The organism is Tepidicella baoligensis, assembly GCF_013432195.1.
Taxonomy (GTDB): domain Bacteria; phylum Pseudomonadota; class Gammaproteobacteria; order Burkholderiales; family Burkholderiaceae_C; genus Tepidicella; species Tepidicella baoligensis.
The window spans coordinates 9,216-25,480 of sequence record NZ_JACCDB010000017.1 but is presented as its reverse complement, the minus strand read 5'-3'; the positions used below and the strand labels follow the sequence as shown (position 1 = coordinate 25,480).

Genomic DNA, 16,265 nt, shown 5'->3' with positions numbered 1-16,265 from the left:
GGTTATAGCACGGCGGCGCGACCGGCACTTTGCCCCGCCGCCGCCAAGTGTCAGTCCTTTCATATCGACCCATGCCACGCCCCATACGCGCCACCGTCCACCCTACCGCCCTGCGTCACAACCTGGCACGTGCCCGCCTTGCCGCCGGCGATGCCCGGGTCTGGGCCGTCGTCAAGGCCAACGCCTATGGCCATGGCATCGAGCGCGTGTTCCCGGCCTTGCGTGCAGCCGATGGTTTTGCATTGCTCGACCTGAGCGAAGCCCAACGCCTGCGCGACCTCGACTGGCGTGGCCCCATCCTGCTGCTGGAAGGCACGTTCGAGCCGCGCGACCTGGAATGGTGTTCGCGCCTGAACCTGTGGCACGTGGTGCACCGCGAAGACCAGATCGACTGGCTGGCCGCCCACAAGACGCACCAGCCGCACCGAGTGTTCCTCAAGATGAATTCCGGCATGAACCGTCTCGGCTTCCGACCGGAGGCGTTCCGCGCCGCCTGGACGCGCCTCAACGCCCTGCCCCAGGTCGAGGAAGTCACGCTGATGACGCATTTCAGCGATGCCGACGGTCTGCGCCTGGGGCGCGAAGGCGTGCTGCATCAGGTGGAGGCGTTCGTGCGCGCCACCCACGACCTGCCGGGCGAGCGCAGCCTGTGCAACAGCGCCGCCACCTTGCGCCATGCCCTGGCGCTGCGTCTGGGCGACGATGCAGCCGCGCCGGCCCTGGCGGCCGACTGGGTGCGCGCCGGCATCGCGCTCTACGGCAGTGCGCCCGATCACCCGGCCCACTCCGCCGCCGACTGGGCGCTGCAGCCCACGCTCACGCTGTCGAGCGAGTTGATCGCGGTGCAGGACGTGCCCGCTGGCGAGACCGTGGGCTACGGGTCCACCTACACCGCCGCCACCGACATGCGCATCGGCATCGTCGCCTGCGGCTATGCCGACGGCTACCCGCGCCATGCGCCCGGCAACAACGCTTTCGGCACGCCGGTGCTGGTCAAGGGCGTGCGCACACGGCTGGTGGGCCGTGTCAGCATGGACATGCTGGCCGTCGATCTGGGGCCGGTGGAGGCCACCTGTGGTTCTTGCCGCCCGGGCGACGAGGTCGTGCTGTGGGGCCGCAGCGCCCACGGCAAGGTGCTGCCTGTCGATGAGGTGGCCCACGCGGCAGGGACGATCAGCTATGAACTGCTGTGCGCCGTGGCGCAGCGGGTGCCGTTTCAGATCGAGCCGGACTGACCACAAATCCTGCATGGGGAGGCCACAGCCTCATGTTGCCAAACCCTTGGCCCACGATTAGCCGGTGCTCGATCTACAAGGCAGGTTTACCAGCAAATGCTAGTTAGCCGCCTCTTGCCATTGAGCCGGTAAATCTGACTGCGCACAGTACCGGGCATCAAGGAAAACGTCCTCCCCGCTCTTGATGAGCAAACGCTGGCCACCTATGATTTCATATTGCAGCGTTCTTTTTTCCGGGTCGCTCCCCTGAAAATCCGCACATGATTCTTCGACCTGGAAGGTCGTACTCTCAGTCTGCTCAATGCGGAGGAATTCGCAAAAATCTCTAGCGCCGCCAATGCCGTGGCTTTGCAAAAGCAAAAGGGTCGCATTCGAAGCTTTCTCACATGGGGTGTCGCTGGCAACGTAGTAACCCAGCTGCAACGGCAACGCTGGCGAGTCGCCTTTGTCCTTTGCCGCTGCTCCTGAGGTTAACTGGGACTGGTCTGGCAGGGATATGGGTTGACAGCCAGCTAAGCCAATGAACAACAGAAAGATTGATCTGGACACAACGTGGTTGGCCGTATTTACCGCTTCACGCAACATCGACACCAGGCTCATGTGGGAGATCCCTCGTATTCATTGCCTTACTGACGTCTGCCGCGATACCGCGTGCAGTCACCTCATCCAGACCAGCTGCCAGTACATAGGCTTTACCACCAGCCTCGACTTCCACACGGTAAGCCACCTGAGCTAGCGCGCGGCGACCCGCCAGTCCCATGGTGGTACCCATAGGAACGCCCTGATTGACGTTGTAGCTGATTTCCACATTGCCAGCGAACTTGTTCCGAATTCGCAGGTGATGAATCTCGTCCTTGCGCAGTAAGGTGCCCTGCGTCTCGATCCCAGCTGGACTCACCCGAAAGCGATGCGGAAAAGTTGCGTTGCCGCCCGTGTGGTCCTTGAGCAATATGAGGGCCGTCAAGGAAGCGATGACCAGTCCCAAGACCCAGAAGTAGGCCAGACCGCTACCCACCACGCTCCCGCCCAGCATGAGCGACAAAATGGCTGGAAACCAAAGAACAGGCGCAGCCGCCGGATTGACCGTGAACTCCAGCCATGCTCCATCTTCTTGCTTGACGTACTCCGCAGTCTTGTTGGATGAGGAACGAAACCTCTGATACGCGAAAAGCAACAAGATCGCTGCAAAGACGAACTTCACCACTGCTTCGCCTGGCGAGCGAGGGCTCGCCAAGAGCAAGAACCACAGGCCTGCCAAACCAAAGATGGCAGCGACAAAACGATTCATGCGGCTTCTCCTCGTAGGCAATCGACAAGGAACAGGTAAAGCGTGATCGAGTTGTCAACCAAACACGCTCCCATTTGCCAAGTTTGTCGCCAGGGCGCAAGTGCTGAAGAAAGATTTGCGTAACAACTTTAGCACATTATCAGACGCAAGGCGATTCTCCAGATTCTGGGCATCCTGAAAGGATGCCGGTTTTCAACGGGCCGGTGGGTCCGACTCTTGTACTCCTGGGGGTATATGAATATACTTGCGGTCATGGAGAAAAATGCCCCATGACCGCACACCGCATGCCTTTGTCCACACCGGTTGCGCCGGCACCGCTGCCGAGCCGTCGCCGCGCCGGCGGTTGGTTCCTGGCCGTCTTGTTCGCCGGCTTGTCTGGCCTGACCCTACCCATTGCCTCGGCCAAGGCCCCTGTGGTGCCCGTGGTCGAGGTGAGCCTGCGCCCCGTGGGGGCAGGGCTCACACTAGACGGCACGCTGGAGGCCGTTCAGCAGAGCACCCTGTCGGCCCAGGCCAGCGGGCGCATCGTCCAGATGAACGCCAAAGCCGGCGACCGGGTGCGCGCCGGCCAGGTGCTGGCCGTGATCGACGACCGGCTCACCCAGGCCGGCGTGGTCCAGGCGCGTGCGGGGGTGGCTCAGGCGCAAGCCGTCATTGCCCAAGCCGAAGTGGAACTGCGCGACGCCCAGGCCCACCTGCAACGTACCCGCGATCTGCGCGCACAGAACTTCGTGGCGCAGGCGGCGCTGGACATGGCCGAAGCCCGCTTCCGTGCAGCCGAGGCCGGTCTGGCGCAGGCGCGGGCCGGTGCCACCCAGGCACGCGCCGGTGAAGCCCAGTCGGCGTTGGCGCAGGGGTTCACCCGCCTGACGGCGCCGTACGATGGCTTCGTGCTGGCCACCCATGCCGAGAGGGGCGATCTCGCGGCCCCCGGCGTGCCGGTGCTGACGGTGTATGCACCCCAGCCACTGCGCGCCGTGGTCCACGTGCCGGCTTCGCAAACCGCGATCGCCCAAGGCGCGCGGCGCGTGGAGATCGAGCTCCACGCGCCACAAGGCACCCAGTGGGTGGCCCCGGTTCGGCAAACCCGCCTGCCCGCGGCCGACCCGGTATCGCAGACGGTCGAGTGGCGGCTGGACCTCGCCCCTGAGCATGCGGCGCTCGCTGTGCCCGGGCAGCAGACCCGTGTCCGCTTCGTGGCGGGTGATGCCATGCGGCTGGTGGTGCCATCGGGCGCGGTGCTGCGGCGCGGCGAACTGACCGCACTCTATGTGGCCAGCCCCACTGGCTTCGTGCTGCGGGCGGTGCGGCTGGGGCCGGACCACGGAGCGGCCGGCGTCGAGGTGCTGGCTGGCGTGAAAGCAGGCGACCGCGTGGCACTGGACCCGGTGCGTGCGGGCCTGGCCGGCGCGCGGGCGGCGCAGTGAGGACCGCGGCATGACCACGCCTGTTCCGAACCCCCCCGAGACCTTGGGCTTTTCCGGTTCGGTGGCGCGCGCCTTCCAGGCCAACGCCATCACGCCTTTGCTGGCGCTGGTGGCGCTGCTGCTGGGCCTGTTCGCCGTGCTGGTCACCCCCCGCGAAGAAGAGCCCCAGATCAACGTGACGATGGCCAACGTCATCATCCCCTTCCCGGGCGCGTCCAGCGCCGACGTGGCCAAGATGGTGGCGCAGCCGGCCGAACAGGTGCTGTCGCAGATCCACGGCATCGAGCACACCTTTTCCGTTTCGCGCCCCGGCGTGGCGGTGCTGACGGTGCAGTTCGAAGTGGGCGTGCCGCGCACCGAAGCGCTGGTGCGCCTGTACGACGTGCTCAACGCCAACCAGGATTGGCTGCCGCCGGGCCTGGGCGTGCTGCCCCCGATCGTGAAGCCCAAAGGCATTGACGACGTGCCGGTGCTGGCCGCCACGCTGTGGTCCACCGACGCGGCCAGCGCCCACGACCTGGAGCGCGTGGCCTATGCGCTGGAGACCGAACTGAAGCGCGTGCGAGGCACCCGTGAGGTGCAAACCATCGGCGGCCCCGGACGGGCGGTGCACGTGTGGCTGGAGCCGGCGCGCCTGCGTGAACGTGGCATACCGGTACAGGCGCTGCATCAGGCGATTGCCAGCGCCAACCAGGCCATGCCGTCGGGCACGGTGCTCAACACACTGGATCAGAGTGCCGACATGCTCACCGTGGAAACGGGCGAATTCCTGCGCTCGGCCGACGACGTGGGCGACATCGTGGTGGGCGTGCACCAGGGCCGTCCGGTGTACCTGCGCGAAGTGGCGCGGGTGGAGGCCGGCGCGCAACTGCCACAACGCTACGTGTGGTTCACCCCGGGTCCGGCCGCCGAAGCGGTGGACGGTGCGCAACCCGGCCAGGCCTACCCCGCCGTGACCGTGACCGTGACCAAGAAGCCCGGCGAAAACGCCGTGGACGTGGCCGGCGCCGCCCGCGCCCGGCTGGACGAACTGCGCAACACCGTCATCCCCGACGACGTGCAGATCACCATCACCCGCGACTACGGCCAGACCGCCGCCGACAAGGCCAACACCCTGATCCAGAAGCTGGCATTCGCCACCGGCTCGGTGATTCTGCTGGTGGGCCTGGCCTTGGGCCGGCGTGAGGCCGTGATCGTGGGGGCGGCGGTGATCCTCACCCTGACCGCCACCCTGTTTGCCTCGTGGGCCTGGGGTTTCACACTCAACCGGGTGTCGCTGTTCGCGCTCATCTTCTCCATCGGCATTCTGGTGGACGACGCGATTGTGGTGGTGGAAAACATCCACCGGCACCGCCAGCTCACGCCGGACGAACCGCTGACCGTGATCATCCCGCGCGCGGTGGACGAGGTGGGCGGCCCCACCATTCTGGCCACCTTCACCGTGATCGCGGCGCTGCTGCCCATGGCTTTTGTGAGCGGCCTGATGGGCCCGTACATGAGCCCGATCCCGATCAACGCCAGCATGGGCATGGCGATTTCGCTGGCCATTGCGTTCACCGTGACCCCCTGGCTGGCGCTGAAACTGAGCACAACCGGCGCACACACCCAGCACGGCCCCAGCAAACTGACCCATGCGCTGCAACGCACCTTCACCCGCGTGCTCACCCCGTTTCTGGAAAGCGCCCGCAAGCGCTGGCTGATGCTGGGCGGCATTCTGGCGGCGCTGTTCCTGTCGGTGGGGCTCGCCGTGATCCAGGCCGTGGTGCTGAAGATGCTGCCGTTCGACAACAAGAGCGAATTCCAGGTGGTGCTCGACATGCCCGCCGGCAGCTCGCTCGAGAGCACGGCCGCAGCCCTGCAGGACATGGCCACCCACCTGGCCCAGCAGCCCGAAGTGACGGACATCCAGGGCTACGCCGGCACGGCCAGCCCGATCACCTTCAACGGCCTGGTGCGGCAGTACTACCTGCGCGCCGACGCCGAGCAGGGCGATCTGCAGGTGAACCTGGTGGGCGCTGGCCATCGCCGGGAAAAGAGCCACGCCATCGCGCAACGCCTGCGCCCGGCGCTGGAAGAGATTGCCGCAGCCCATGGAGGGCGCATCAAGGTGGTGGAAGTGCCGCCCGGCCCGCCGGTGCTGGCCCCCATCGTGGCCGAGATCTACGGCCCCGACGAAGCCGGCCGCGCCGAACTGGCGCGCCGCGTGGCCCAGGCCTTCGCCGACACGCCCGACATCGTGGGCACCGACACCACGCTCAAGGAAGACGCCCCCCGCGTGTTCCTGCGCATCCAGCGCGCCCGCGCCGAATCGCTGGGCATCCCCGCCCAGGTGGTGGCGCAGACCGTCTACACCGCCCTGTCGGGCACCGATGCGGCCTGGCTGCACGACGGTCATGCCAAGTTCCCGGTGCCGGTGCGCCTGCAACTGCCCCGTGAAGCGCAAGTCGGGCTGGATCAGGTGTTGGCCTTGCCCTTGCAGGCCGCGAACGGTCGCATGGTGCCGTTGTCGGAACTGGTGCGGGTGGAGCGGGGCGTGATCGACCAGCCGCAGTTCACCAAGAACCTGTTGCCCGTCACCTACGTGCTGGGCGACATGGCCGGCCAACTGGACTCACCGCTGTACGGCCTGTTCGGCATCCGCGGCCGGCTCGACACCGCCGCGCTGGACAATGCCGGTGCCCTGAGCGAATACTGGATCCGCCAGCCCAGCGACCCGTACCGCCAGTACGCGCTTAAGTGGGACGGCGAGTGGCAGATCACCTACGAGACCTTCCGCGACATGGGCGCTGCCTATGCCGTGGGCCTGATCCTGATCTACCTGCTGGTGGTGGCGCAATTCCGCAGCTACCTCACACCGCTCATCATCATGGCGCCGATCCCGCTGACCATCATCGGCGTGATGCCCGGTCACGCCCTGCTGGGTGCGCAGTTCACCGCCACCAGCATGATCGGCATGATCGCGCTGGCCGGCATCATCGTGCGCAACTCCATTCTGCTGGTGGACTTCATCGAGCTGGAAACCGCCAAGGGGCTGCCCTTTGCCGACGCCGTGGTGCAGTCCGCTGCCGTGCGGGCGCAGCCGATCGCGCTGACCGGCATGGCCGCCATGATGGGCGCCTTCTTCATCCTCGACGACCCGATCTTCAACGGGTTGGCGATCTCGCTGATTTTTGGCATTGCCGTCTCCACCCTGCTCACGCTGGTGGTGATTCCGGTGCTGTACTACGCCGTGTACCGCAAACGGTATGCGATGGCTGACCTTGCCGTCTGAACGGCTTGGGCTTTGATCTTTTGTGTGTGTGTTCCTTCAAGGAGTGTGAAAATGACCGTCGAGCGTTACATTCGTGTGTTGGCTGGCCTGTTCATCATGGTTTCCCTCGCGCTGGGTGTGGAGGCGAGCCCGCTGTTCGTGAGCCCCTGGTTCCTGGCGTTCACGGCCTTCGTGGGCCTGAACCTGTTCCAGTTCGGCTTCACCAACTTCTGCCCACTGGCCCTCATTTTGAAAAATCTGGGCGTGCCCGAGAGCAAGCTCGCCTGCGACAAATGATTCCACACGACGCCCCATGCCCACCTCACCAACTCCACTGAAATTCTTGATGCCCGGCTGGTTTTCGCTGGTCATGGGTCTGACCGGGCTGGCGCTGGCGTGGTACGCCGCCACCCCGTTGCTGGGCGACATGGCCAGTGGCGTGGCCCTGGTCCTGGGTGCCCTGGCAGCGGTGGTGTTCGGGGTGTTGGCGGTGGCGTCTCTGTTGCGCTGGCAACGGCATGCCCCCGCCCTGGCCGAGGACCTGAAACACCCGGTGCGCCACGCCTTCGTGGCCACCGTCCCGGTGTCGCTGCTGCTGCTCGCCACGCTGGGCCACACCCTCGGCCTGACCGGCCGGGGCGTGCAGGCCCTGTGGTGGGCGGGCAGCCTGCTGCAGTGGTGGGCCACGCTGTGGGTGCTGGGCCGCTGGCTGGCCCCGGCGTCTGCCGAAGGCCTGCCGGCCGGGAGCCACAGCCTCTGGCCGCACATCACGCCGGTGCTGTTCATCCCCGTGGTGGGCAATGTGCTGGCGCCCCTGGCTGGCGTGGGGCTGGGGCATGGCCTCTGGGCCGCCGCCCAGTTTGGTGTCGGGCTGCTGTTCTGGCCGGTGGTGCTCACCTTGGTGCTGGCGCGGCGCATCGCCCACGGCCCGCTGCCGGATCGGCTGCTGCCCACCTGGGCCATCACCCTGGCCCCGCCGGCGGTAGTGGGCATCGCCCTGCTGCGCTGGGAAGCCCCGGTGCCGTGGGTGGCCGCGCTGTGGGGCTTGGCGCTGTTCACCCTGCTGTGGGTGGGCACCCAGGGTCGGCGCATGGTGGGGCAACCGTTTGGCATCGCCTTCTGGGCGCTGTCCTTCCCGCTGGCCGCCTTCACCACGCTCACGCTGCAGCTCGGCGCCGCCACCGGGCAAGGCGGCTTTCACACGCTGGGCATGGTGTTGCTGGCTGTGAACTCGCTGGTGGTCGTCGGCCTGTGCCTGGCCACCTGGCGCGGCCTGCGCAACGGCAGCTTGCTGGCACCCGAGCCCGTGGCCACCCTCACGCCGGCATCGTCGTGATCACTCGGCCGCGCTCGGCATGCAATCCCTGAAGCCGTAGCGTTCGCAGAAGGGGTGGCCCCACACCGGCAACCACGCCGGTATGCGCTGGAACTGGCGCGCCGCCTGGGCCAGCACACCGTCGCGGTAGGCCTCGTAGCGCAAACCTTCGCCGTCGAGCCAGTAATACGTCACGCCTTGCACCTCGAAAGCCTGGGCGGACACCCGCTCGAAGTATGGCGCATGGGCAGCCAGGTCCACCGGCTGGCGCATGAACACGCGCACCCGGGCGCCGTCCCACTCGCGGAAGTCCACCAACAGATCGTCCTGCCGGGCGTGGTAGCGGCCTACCCCGTAAACCGGTACATAAGTCCCTTGGTGGTAGGCAAGGATCGCTGCCGGGCCGTAGGCCTCGGCCATGAGCCGCACGTCGGGTGCCCGGTCGCGGTTGAGATGCTCCAGAACGGCGGGCACTTCGCGCAGGAACACCACCTTCTCGTACAGCCGGCTGGACTGCCACCAGCTCAGCGGTGCCCAGACCAGGGCCACCACCGCTGCCGCATGCAGCGCCGAGAGGGCCCCCGTCCAGCCCAGCGAGGCGCGCCAGCGCGCCACCGGCAGGCGAAACGCGATCCAGGCAACGAACAACGGCACGAAACCGAGCACCCAGTGCAGCCCCACCTCGCGTCGCATGGCCAGCAAGGTGAACAGCAGCACCGGGAAACCCCAGAGCACGCCCAGGGCACGGTGCACCCGCGCCTCCCCTCCTGGCACGGCACGGCGCCCAGCATGCCACAGCAACCAGGGGGTGAACAGATAGGCCATCATCACCAGATAGACCGCCAGGGTCTTCCATTGCCAGCCGCTGTGGTTGCGGTGGCGGTTGATGAAGTTGAACAGGATGTTGGGCCACCCATGGGTGGCGTTGAACCCCAGGTTGAGTGCGATGCTGGGCAGGGCAAACAGGAACATCCAGGGCAAGGCCCACCAACGCTCACGCCGCCACAGCAACACGTGCACGGCATAAGCCAGACCGAGGAGCGCGGCAAAGTACTTGGACAGGAAGGCCAGGCCGACGAAGACACCGGCCAGGGCATACCACCAGGCGCTGCGGGAGGCAGCCTCGGCGCGCAGGAAGGCCCACGCAGACAGCGCCATGAAGAAGGCCAGCGGGGTGTCGGTGGTCACGAGCACGAACAGCCAGGACCACGGCATGGCCAGGTACACCGCCCCGGCCCACCACGCCACGGCCTCACGCCCGTCGGGCAGATAGCGCCGCAGCACGTCCACCAGCCCCAGGGCGATCACGCTGGTCACCAGCAGCGTGGCGAAACGCAGCACAAAGGGGTGTTCGCCGAACAGGCGCAATCCGGCCAGCCACCAGCCGATCATCGGCGGGTGGTCGGAATACCCCCTGGCGGGGTACACCCCCCACTGGTAGAAGAATGCCTCGTCCCCGGTCATGGGGAAGCCCGCCGCCAGCACGGCCTTGACCAGCAGGGTGAGTGCGAACGTCCAGGCAAACACCCGGCGCGCCGCGCCGGCATCCAGTGACTCAGAGGTGGACCCCACAGCCGTTACCTCGTATCCGTCAAGCGTCGCGCGCCAGCAGCAGTACACCGACGACCATGATCATCCCCAGGAGGCCAGGGCCCCCAGCACCGCCAGCCCCAGCAGCACCCACCAGCTGAAGCGGTCGTGCAGGGCGAACTGCAAGGGGTCCTCCCCATGCAGTTCACGTCGACCGATCTTGATCCACAGCCGCATGGTCCACCACAGCAGCAGCGGCACGGTTCCCCACAGCCACTCAGGGCTGCTGTAAAGATCCTGCCCGTTGGCGCTGCCGATGTACAGGGCCAGCACGGTCACCGTGATGAACCCGCTGGCCACCCCCATGGCCCGCAGGCCGGGCAGGTCGTCCTGGTGGTAGCCGCGCCCTCGGGCGTTGTCGCTCTCGCTGTCGAGCAGCACCGCTTCCAGCTCGGCGCAGCGCTTGACCAGCGCCAGCCCCAGGAACAGGAACAAGGAAATCGCCAGCAGCCAGTTGGACAAGGCCACGCCAGCCGCCACCGCGCCAGCCACCAACCGCCAGATGTAGAACCCGGACAGGATCAGCACATCCAACAGGGCCACCCGCTTGAGGTAAACCGAATACGCCAGCGTCATGCCGGTGTAGCCCAACAACAGGCCCAGGAACGCGGGCGACACCGCCCACGCCAGCGCCAGCGCCAGCGCCAGCAGCACCGCCATCACCCCCACGGCGGACGCCATGCCGATACGCCCCGCCGCCAGCGGCCGGTGGCGCTTGTGGGGGTGTTGGCGGTCGTTCGGCAGGTCCAGCAGGTCATTGACCAGATAGGTGGCCGAAGCGCAGAGCCCGAAAGCCACGAAGGCCAGCAGCACCTGCCCCCAGACTTCAGGGACCCAAACATGGGCGGAGAGGAGCGGCACGAACAGCAGCGCATTCTTGGCCCACTGGGTGATGCGCACCGCCTCGAGCCAGGTGCGCCAGGTCACAGGTTCCGGTGCGAACACCCGGGCATCGGGGTGTCGCTGCCGCAGGCGCCGCAGCACGCCGGGCGGCGCATTCACCGCCACCGCCTGCTGCGCCGCCTGCCAAACCGGCAGATCGTCGCGACTGTTGCCGGCATAGGCATGGGCGGGCCAACCCATGGACTCGGCATGGGCGCGGATCGCGTCGCGCTTGCCCTCCCGACTCAGGTTCCCGGCCTGCCCCTGGTTGGAGGCCAGCACAGCCGTGAACAAGCCCAAATGCGCAGCCACGGACTCGGCGATGCGCCGATCGGCCGCCGTGGCGAGCACCAGCTCGCGCCCGCTCGCCCGCTCCTGGCGCAACCAGGCCAGGAACGCCTCGGTGTAGGGCAGATCCTGCGCGCTGGGGGCCACCTGCTCGGCGACCCGGCGCTTGAAATACGCCTTGCCACCCAGCAACCACCCGAGCATGCGAAACACGAACCAAGGGCTGTGCCGGATCAGCAGCAGCATTGATTCGTGCAGCGTGTCGCTGCGCACCAGTGTCCCGTCCAGATCCACATACAGCGGCAAAGCCGCCGAAGCGGCACCAGATGCGGGGCGGGAACCATCGTCGGTAGGCCGGGAGGTCAACATGCTGGGCTCTGCAATGTCGAGATGATTGTAGGCATGCGGCGCCTGCTGTGGCACGATACGACGCCACCCTGTCGCGCATGAACGCCTCCGTGGCCAAGCCCGCCCTGGGCCTGCTCGTCGTTCCCGGCCGAAGCGTGGAAAATGGCGAATGAATGCATGACCTGCGTAAGCGCGGCTGCGGCCAGCTGCAAGGCTACTTGTTCAGCAAACCGCTGCCCGCTCACGAATACGAACGCCTGTTACGCGAAGACATGCACCCAACCTTTTGAGTTTTCCCATGGATGCCTTGTGGATGCCAGCATTGCTGGCGGTGGCGGCCTTTGCCGCCGGAGTGCTCAACGCCATCGCCGGCGGGGGCAGTTTTCTCACCTTTCCCGCACTGGTGTTTGCGGGCGTGCCGCCCATCGTGGCCAATGCCACCAGCGCCTTGGCCGTGAGCCCGGGCTACCTGGGCAGCACGCTCGGCTTCAAAGCCGAGCTCGCGCGGCTCCCCGCCCGGCGGTTGCGCAACGAAACACTCATCGCGGCCATCGGGGGCATGGCCGGGGCGCTGTTGCTGCTCGTCACGCCCGCCCACGTGTTTCGTGGCATCGTGCCTTGGCTGCTGCTGTTTGCCACAGCGTTGTTCGTGTTCGGTCCCTGGCTGGCGGGGCGCAAGCCCATCCTCGACGGCAAGGCGCACCCCATGGAGCGCTGGCGCCCCGTCGGCCTCATGGCGGTGGCCATCTACGGCGGTTACTTCAACGGTGGGCTGGGTATCCTGCTCATGGCGCTGTACACCGTCACCGGGGAACGCCACCTGCACACCACCAACGCGCTCAAGAACCTCAATTCGCTGGTGCTGTCGCTGCTGTCGGTCATCACCTTTGCCGTGGCCGGCGCCATCGCCTGGGGCCCAGCCATCCTCATGATGGTGGCCGCCACTGCGGGCGGCTATGCGGGCGCGCACTGGTCCAAGCGGCTGCCCATTGCCTGGGTGCGCGGCGTGGTGATCGCCACCGGCCTGGTGATGAGCGCCCTGTTCTTCTGGCGCGGGTGAGCCCCATGAACCGTTCGCCCGTGCTCACCCCCGCCGCCTGCATGCCCTGGCCGGTGCAGAACCCGTTTCGCATGCGCCCCGGCCTCACCCACCTCGACAACGCCGACACACCCCGCCTGTTCCTGCGCGACGACCTGGCCCCGGCCTACCGCGCCCACAAGGCTCATGCGCTGGACACGCATCGCGCCGAGGCCCTCGTTGGCCGCACCGACCCGACCATCCTGGAAGCCATGGCGCAGCTGCATGAAGCCGAAACCGGGGTCGCTGCCGCGCCCGACCTCGACGCCCTCACCCTCACTTTGCAGGAAGACTTCGTGGTGCTGCGCGACGGCGACACCATGACCACCGAATGCCTCTCGGTGTGCTTTCCCTCCAACTGGCGCCCGCGCGAGAAGCACGGCCTGGGCTTCGCCGCCATCCACGCCCCGGTGGCCGACAACCAGCTCCTGCTGGCGGGTGCCAACGGCATCATCGACCTGGCTTTCCGCAAACGCCGCATGCAGCGGTACGTGTGGCTGCTCACACCATCGGCAGATTTGTCACAACACCCCCACGCCCAACGCACCCGCTGGGAAGCCCTGGCCAACGCGACCCCTCAAGAATTGCTGGCCCAGACCTACTTCCGCGTGGAACGCCAGACCACCCTGCCCCTGCCACACCTAAAAGCGGGGGTGTTTTTCATCCGCGTCATGGTGTGCCCGCTGGCCGATGTGCTGGCCTGTGCGCCTGGGCGCGCAGGCGAGTTACGCGAGGCGCTGGCGTCCATGAGCGATGCGGTGGTGGCTTACCGGGGAATGGAGGGGGTGAGGGGGCGGTTGGTGGTGGGGTTGGGATAAATTTGCTTCTCGGCTGACTTTGACAGCGAGGCAGATACCGAGCCAAGCAACAACTCGACAGAACCACTACGTCATTGAGACTTTCGGAAAATCAGGGCGGGTGATCCCTCGAATTTTCTTCACGTACTTGACAGCGGTCATGTTTCAATCCACACCCGCCCTCGCGGGCGGGTGATCCGCGCAAGCTGCGACAGGCCGGGCACGCAGTCATTGTTTCAATCCACCCCCGCCCTCGCGGGCGGGTGATCCGCTCAAGCTGCGACAGGCCGGGCACGAAGTCATTGTTTCAATCCACTCCCGCCCTCGCGGGCGGGTGATCCTGGCGATGCGTGTCTTTCGTGGCCGCCCCATCAGTTTCAATCCACACCCCCCCTCGCGGGCGGGTGATCCTGGCGATGCGTGTCTTTCGTGGCCGCCCCATCAGTTTCAATCCACACCCCCCCTCGCGGGCGGGTGATCCTGGCGATGCGTGTCTTTCGTGGCCGCCCCATCAGTTTCAATCCACACCCCCCCTCGCGGGCGGGTGATCCTGGCGATGCGTGTCTTTCGTGGCCGCCCCATCAGTTTCAATCCACACCCCCCCTCGCGGGCGGGTGATCCTGGCGATGGGTGTCTTTCGTGGCCGCCCCATCAGTTTCAATCCACACCCGCCCTCGCGGGCGGGTGATCCCTGACCTGACTGCCCAAGCTGCAAGCCTCGGATGAGTTTCAATCCACACCCGCCCTCGCGGGCGGGTGATCCGCTCAAGCCGCGACAGGCCGGGCACGAAGTCATTGTTTCAATCCACTCCCGCCCTCGCGGGCGGGTGATCCGCTCAAGCCGCGACAGGCCGGGCACGAAGTCATTGTTTCAATCCACTCCCGCCCTCGCGGGCGGGTGATCCGCTCAAGCCGCGACAGGCCGGGCACGAAGTCATTGTTTCAATCCACTCCCGCCCTCGCGGGCGGGTGATCCGCTCAAGCCGCGACAGGCCGGGCACGAAGTCATTGTTTCAATCCACTCCCGCCCTCGCGGGCGGGTGATCCCACGAAAACCCAAAATCTTCGCAGCCCGTGCCGTGTTTCAATCCACACCCGCCCTCGCGGGCGGGTGATCCCCAGTTGATTTTCAATTTCAGCGGGGCTGCGATTGTTTCAATCCACACCCGCCCTCGCGGCCGGGTGATCCATGGCGTGCTTGAGGGAGATTTCGCCCTCGTCCTGTGTCAATCCACACCCGCCCTCGCGGCCGGGTGATCCATGGCGTGCTTGAGGGAGATTTCGCCCTCGTCCTGTGTCAATCCACACCCGCCCTCGCGGCCGGGTGATCCATGGCGTGCTTGAGGGAGATTTCGCCCTCGTCCTGTGTCAATCCACACCCGCCCTCGCGGCCGGGTGATCCATGGCGTGCTTGAGGGAGATTTCGCCCTCGTCCTGTGTCAATCCACACCCGCCCTCGCGGCCGGGTGATCCATGGCGTGCTTGATGGAGATTTCGCCCTCGTCCTGTTTCAATCCACACCCGCCCTCGCGGGCGGGTGATCCTCCAACGAATCGGGACTGCCTTCACGCAGATGGTGTTTCAATCCACACCCGCCCTCGCGGGCGGGTGATCCATGGCGTGCTTGATGGAGAGTTCGCCCTCGTCCTGTTTCAATCCCCCCCCGCCCTCGCGGGCGGGTGATCCATGGCGTGCTTGATGGAGAGTTCGCCCTCGTCCTGTTTCAATCCCCCCCCGCCCTCGCGGGCGGGTGATCCATGGCGTGCTTGATGGAGAGTTCGCCCTCGTCCTGTTTCAATCCCCCCCCGCCCTCGCGGGCGGGTGATCCATGGCGTGCTTGATGGAGAGTTCGCCCTCGTCCTGTTTCAATCCCCCCCCGCCCTCGCGGGCGGGTGATCCCTCCAGCGCCTGGGCCACACGGTTGCACTCGAGTACAGTTTCAATCCACACCCGCCCGCGCGGGCGGGTGTGGATTGAACCCCAGCGAAGCCGCCCCGACGCCGATCAATACGGCCGGATCACCCGCCCGCGCGGGCGGGTGTGGATTGAACCCCAGCGAAGCCGCCCCGACGCCGATCAATACGGCCGGATCACCCGCCCGCGCGGGCGGGTGTGGATTGAACCCCAGCGAAGCCGCCCCGACGCCGATCAATACGGCCGGATCACCCGCCCGCGCGGGCGGGTGTGGATTGAACCCCAGCGAAGCCGCCCCGACGCCGATCAATACGGCCGGATCACCCGCCCGCGCGGGCGGGTGATCCGGCCGTATTGATCGGCGTCGGTGCGGCTTCGCTGAGTTTCAATCCACACCCGCCCTCGCGGGCGGGTGATCCGCGGCGTCGGCGGAGAGCGTGCAGCGGTTTACGGTTTCAATCCACACCCGCCCTCGCGGGCGGGTGATCCCTCCAGCGCCGGGGCCACACGGTTGCACTCGAGTACAGTTTCAATCCACCCCCGCCCTCGCGGGCGGGTGATCCCTCCAGCGCCGGGGCCACACGGTTGCACTCGAGTACAGTTTCAATCCACCCCCGCCCTCGCGGGCGGGTGATCCACTGCTACGGCCATACGTAACCACATCGTCACAGGTTTCAATCCACACCCGCCCTCGCGGGCGGGTGATCCCGGGCGATTCAGTGGCTACAGGGTGCAGTGGGGGCGTTTCAATCCACACCCGCCCTCGCGGGCGGGTGATCCACCGAGAATGACTGACAGGGGGTTCCTCCGCAAAGTTTCAATCCACACCCGCCCTCGCGGGCGGGTGATCCGA

11 protein-coding genes and 2 CRISPR repeat arrays are annotated in these 16,265 nt (G+C 66.6%); of the genes, 7 read left to right on the top strand and 4 right to left on the bottom strand.

Annotated features, from left to right (window positions below):
* The first annotated feature begins 71 nt into the window (after positions 1–71).
* On the top strand, positions 72–1,235 hold the full coding sequence (gene alr, locus HZS63_RS12810; RefSeq protein ID WP_180684405.1) for an alanine racemase: 1,164 nt from the start codon (positions 72–74) through the stop codon (positions 1,233–1,235).
* A 99-nt stretch (positions 1,236–1,334) separates the two neighbouring features.
* Here alr and HZS63_RS12805 read toward each other — a convergent pair whose 3' ends face one another.
* Positions 1,335–1,835: a hypothetical protein gene (locus HZS63_RS12805; RefSeq protein ID WP_180684404.1), complete on the bottom strand. Its 501-nt coding sequence runs from the start codon at positions 1,833–1,835 to the stop codon at positions 1,335–1,337.
* Positions 1,810–2,523, bottom strand: a complete 714-nt coding sequence (locus tag HZS63_RS12800; protein WP_180684403.1) for a hypothetical protein — start codon at positions 2,521–2,523, stop codon at positions 1,810–1,812. Before HZS63_RS12800 ends, HZS63_RS12805 begins: the two co-directional genes overlap by 26 nt.
* A gap of 269 nt (positions 2,524–2,792) precedes the next feature.
* Between HZS63_RS12800 and HZS63_RS12795 the strand changes: the two genes are divergently transcribed.
* The 4 genes from HZS63_RS12795 to HZS63_RS12780 are packed head-to-tail and all read left to right on the top strand — an operon-like array spanning position 2,793 to position 8,536.
* The gene (locus HZS63_RS12795) at positions 2,793–3,950 is read left to right on the top strand and encodes an efflux RND transporter periplasmic adaptor subunit (protein WP_180684402.1); all 1,158 of its coding nucleotides are present in this window, start codon (positions 2,793–2,795) and stop codon (positions 3,948–3,950) included.
* A 10-nt stretch (positions 3,951–3,960) separates the two neighbouring features.
* Complete coding sequence (locus tag HZS63_RS12790) at positions 3,961–7,221, top strand: efflux RND transporter permease subunit (protein ID WP_180684401.1); 3,261 nt, start codon at positions 3,961–3,963, stop codon at positions 7,219–7,221.
* 51 nt (positions 7,222–7,272) lie between these two features.
* Positions 7,273–7,497 (top strand): YgaP family membrane protein, encoded by a 225-nt coding sequence (locus HZS63_RS12785; RefSeq protein WP_180684400.1) that lies wholly within the window; start codon positions 7,273–7,275, stop codon positions 7,495–7,497.
* 49 nt (positions 7,498–7,546) lie between these two features.
* Complete coding sequence (locus HZS63_RS12780; protein ID WP_246316368.1) at positions 7,547–8,536, top strand: SLAC1 anion channel family protein; 990 nt, start codon at positions 7,547–7,549, stop codon at positions 8,534–8,536.
* Here the strand turns inward: HZS63_RS12780 and HZS63_RS12775 are convergent, their stop codons facing one another.
* Positions 8,537–10,087 (bottom strand): glycosyltransferase family 39 protein, encoded by a 1,551-nt coding sequence (locus tag HZS63_RS12775; RefSeq protein ID WP_180684398.1) that lies wholly within the window; start codon positions 10,085–10,087, stop codon positions 8,537–8,539.
* 60 nt (positions 10,088–10,147) lie between these two features.
* A complete protein-coding gene (locus tag HZS63_RS12770; protein WP_180684397.1) occupies positions 10,148–11,644 on the bottom strand; it encodes a UbiA family prenyltransferase in 1,497 nt (498 codons plus the stop codon).
* A 277-nt stretch (positions 11,645–11,921) separates the two neighbouring features.
* On the opposite strand from HZS63_RS12770, the gene HZS63_RS12765 reads away from it, so the two are divergent.
* Positions 11,922–12,683 carry a sulfite exporter TauE/SafE family protein gene (locus HZS63_RS12765; protein ID WP_425505964.1) on the top strand — a complete coding sequence of 254 codons (762 nt, stop codon included), beginning with the start codon at positions 11,922–11,924 and terminating at the stop codon, positions 12,681–12,683.
* Between the two features lie 5 nt (positions 12,684–12,688).
* Positions 12,689–13,519 carry a heme-dependent oxidative N-demethylase subunit alpha family protein gene (locus HZS63_RS12760; RefSeq protein ID WP_180684396.1) on the top strand — a complete coding sequence of 277 codons (831 nt, stop codon included), beginning with the start codon at positions 12,689–12,691 and terminating at the stop codon, positions 13,517–13,519.
* Between the two features lie 141 nt (positions 13,520–13,660).
* Positions 13,661–15,471: a CRISPR direct-repeat array (repeat unit 37 nt; unit sequence GTTTCAATCCACACCCGCCCTCGCGGGCGGGTGATCC).
* Between the two features lie 322 nt (positions 15,472–15,793).
* Positions 15,794–16,263: a CRISPR direct-repeat array (repeat unit 37 nt; unit sequence GTTTCAATCCACACCCGCCCTCGCGGGCGGGTGATCC).
* Positions 16,264–16,265 lie beyond the last annotated feature (2 nt).

What these genes read in the sequence shown, in the direction of transcription:
- alr (WP_180684405.1), top strand. Translation starts at nt 72, where the DNA reads ATGCCACGCCCCATACGCGCCACCGTCCACCCTACCGCCCTGCGTCAC.
- HZS63_RS12805 (WP_180684404.1), bottom strand. Translation starts at nt 1,835, where the DNA reads ATGAGCCTGGTGTCGATGTTGCGTGAAGCGGTAAATACGGCCAACCAC.
- HZS63_RS12800 (WP_180684403.1), bottom strand. Translation starts at nt 2,523, where the DNA reads ATGAATCGTTTTGTCGCTGCCATCTTTGGTTTGGCAGGCCTGTGGTTC.
- HZS63_RS12795 (WP_180684402.1), top strand. Translation starts at nt 2,793, where the DNA reads ATGACCGCACACCGCATGCCTTTGTCCACACCGGTTGCGCCGGCACCG.
- HZS63_RS12790 (WP_180684401.1), top strand. Translation starts at nt 3,961, where the DNA reads ATGACCACGCCTGTTCCGAACCCCCCCGAGACCTTGGGCTTTTCCGGT.
- HZS63_RS12785 (WP_180684400.1), top strand. Translation starts at nt 7,273, where the DNA reads ATGACCGTCGAGCGTTACATTCGTGTGTTGGCTGGCCTGTTCATCATG.
- HZS63_RS12780 (WP_246316368.1), top strand. Translation starts at nt 7,547, where the DNA reads ATGCCCGGCTGGTTTTCGCTGGTCATGGGTCTGACCGGGCTGGCGCTG.
- HZS63_RS12770 (WP_180684397.1), bottom strand. Translation starts at nt 11,644, where the DNA reads ATGTTGACCTCCCGGCCTACCGACGATGGTTCCCGCCCCGCATCTGGT.
- HZS63_RS12765 (WP_425505964.1), top strand. Translation starts at nt 11,922, where the DNA reads ATGGATGCCTTGTGGATGCCAGCATTGCTGGCGGTGGCGGCCTTTGCC.
- HZS63_RS12760 (WP_180684396.1), top strand. Translation starts at nt 12,689, where the DNA reads ATGAACCGTTCGCCCGTGCTCACCCCCGCCGCCTGCATGCCCTGGCCG.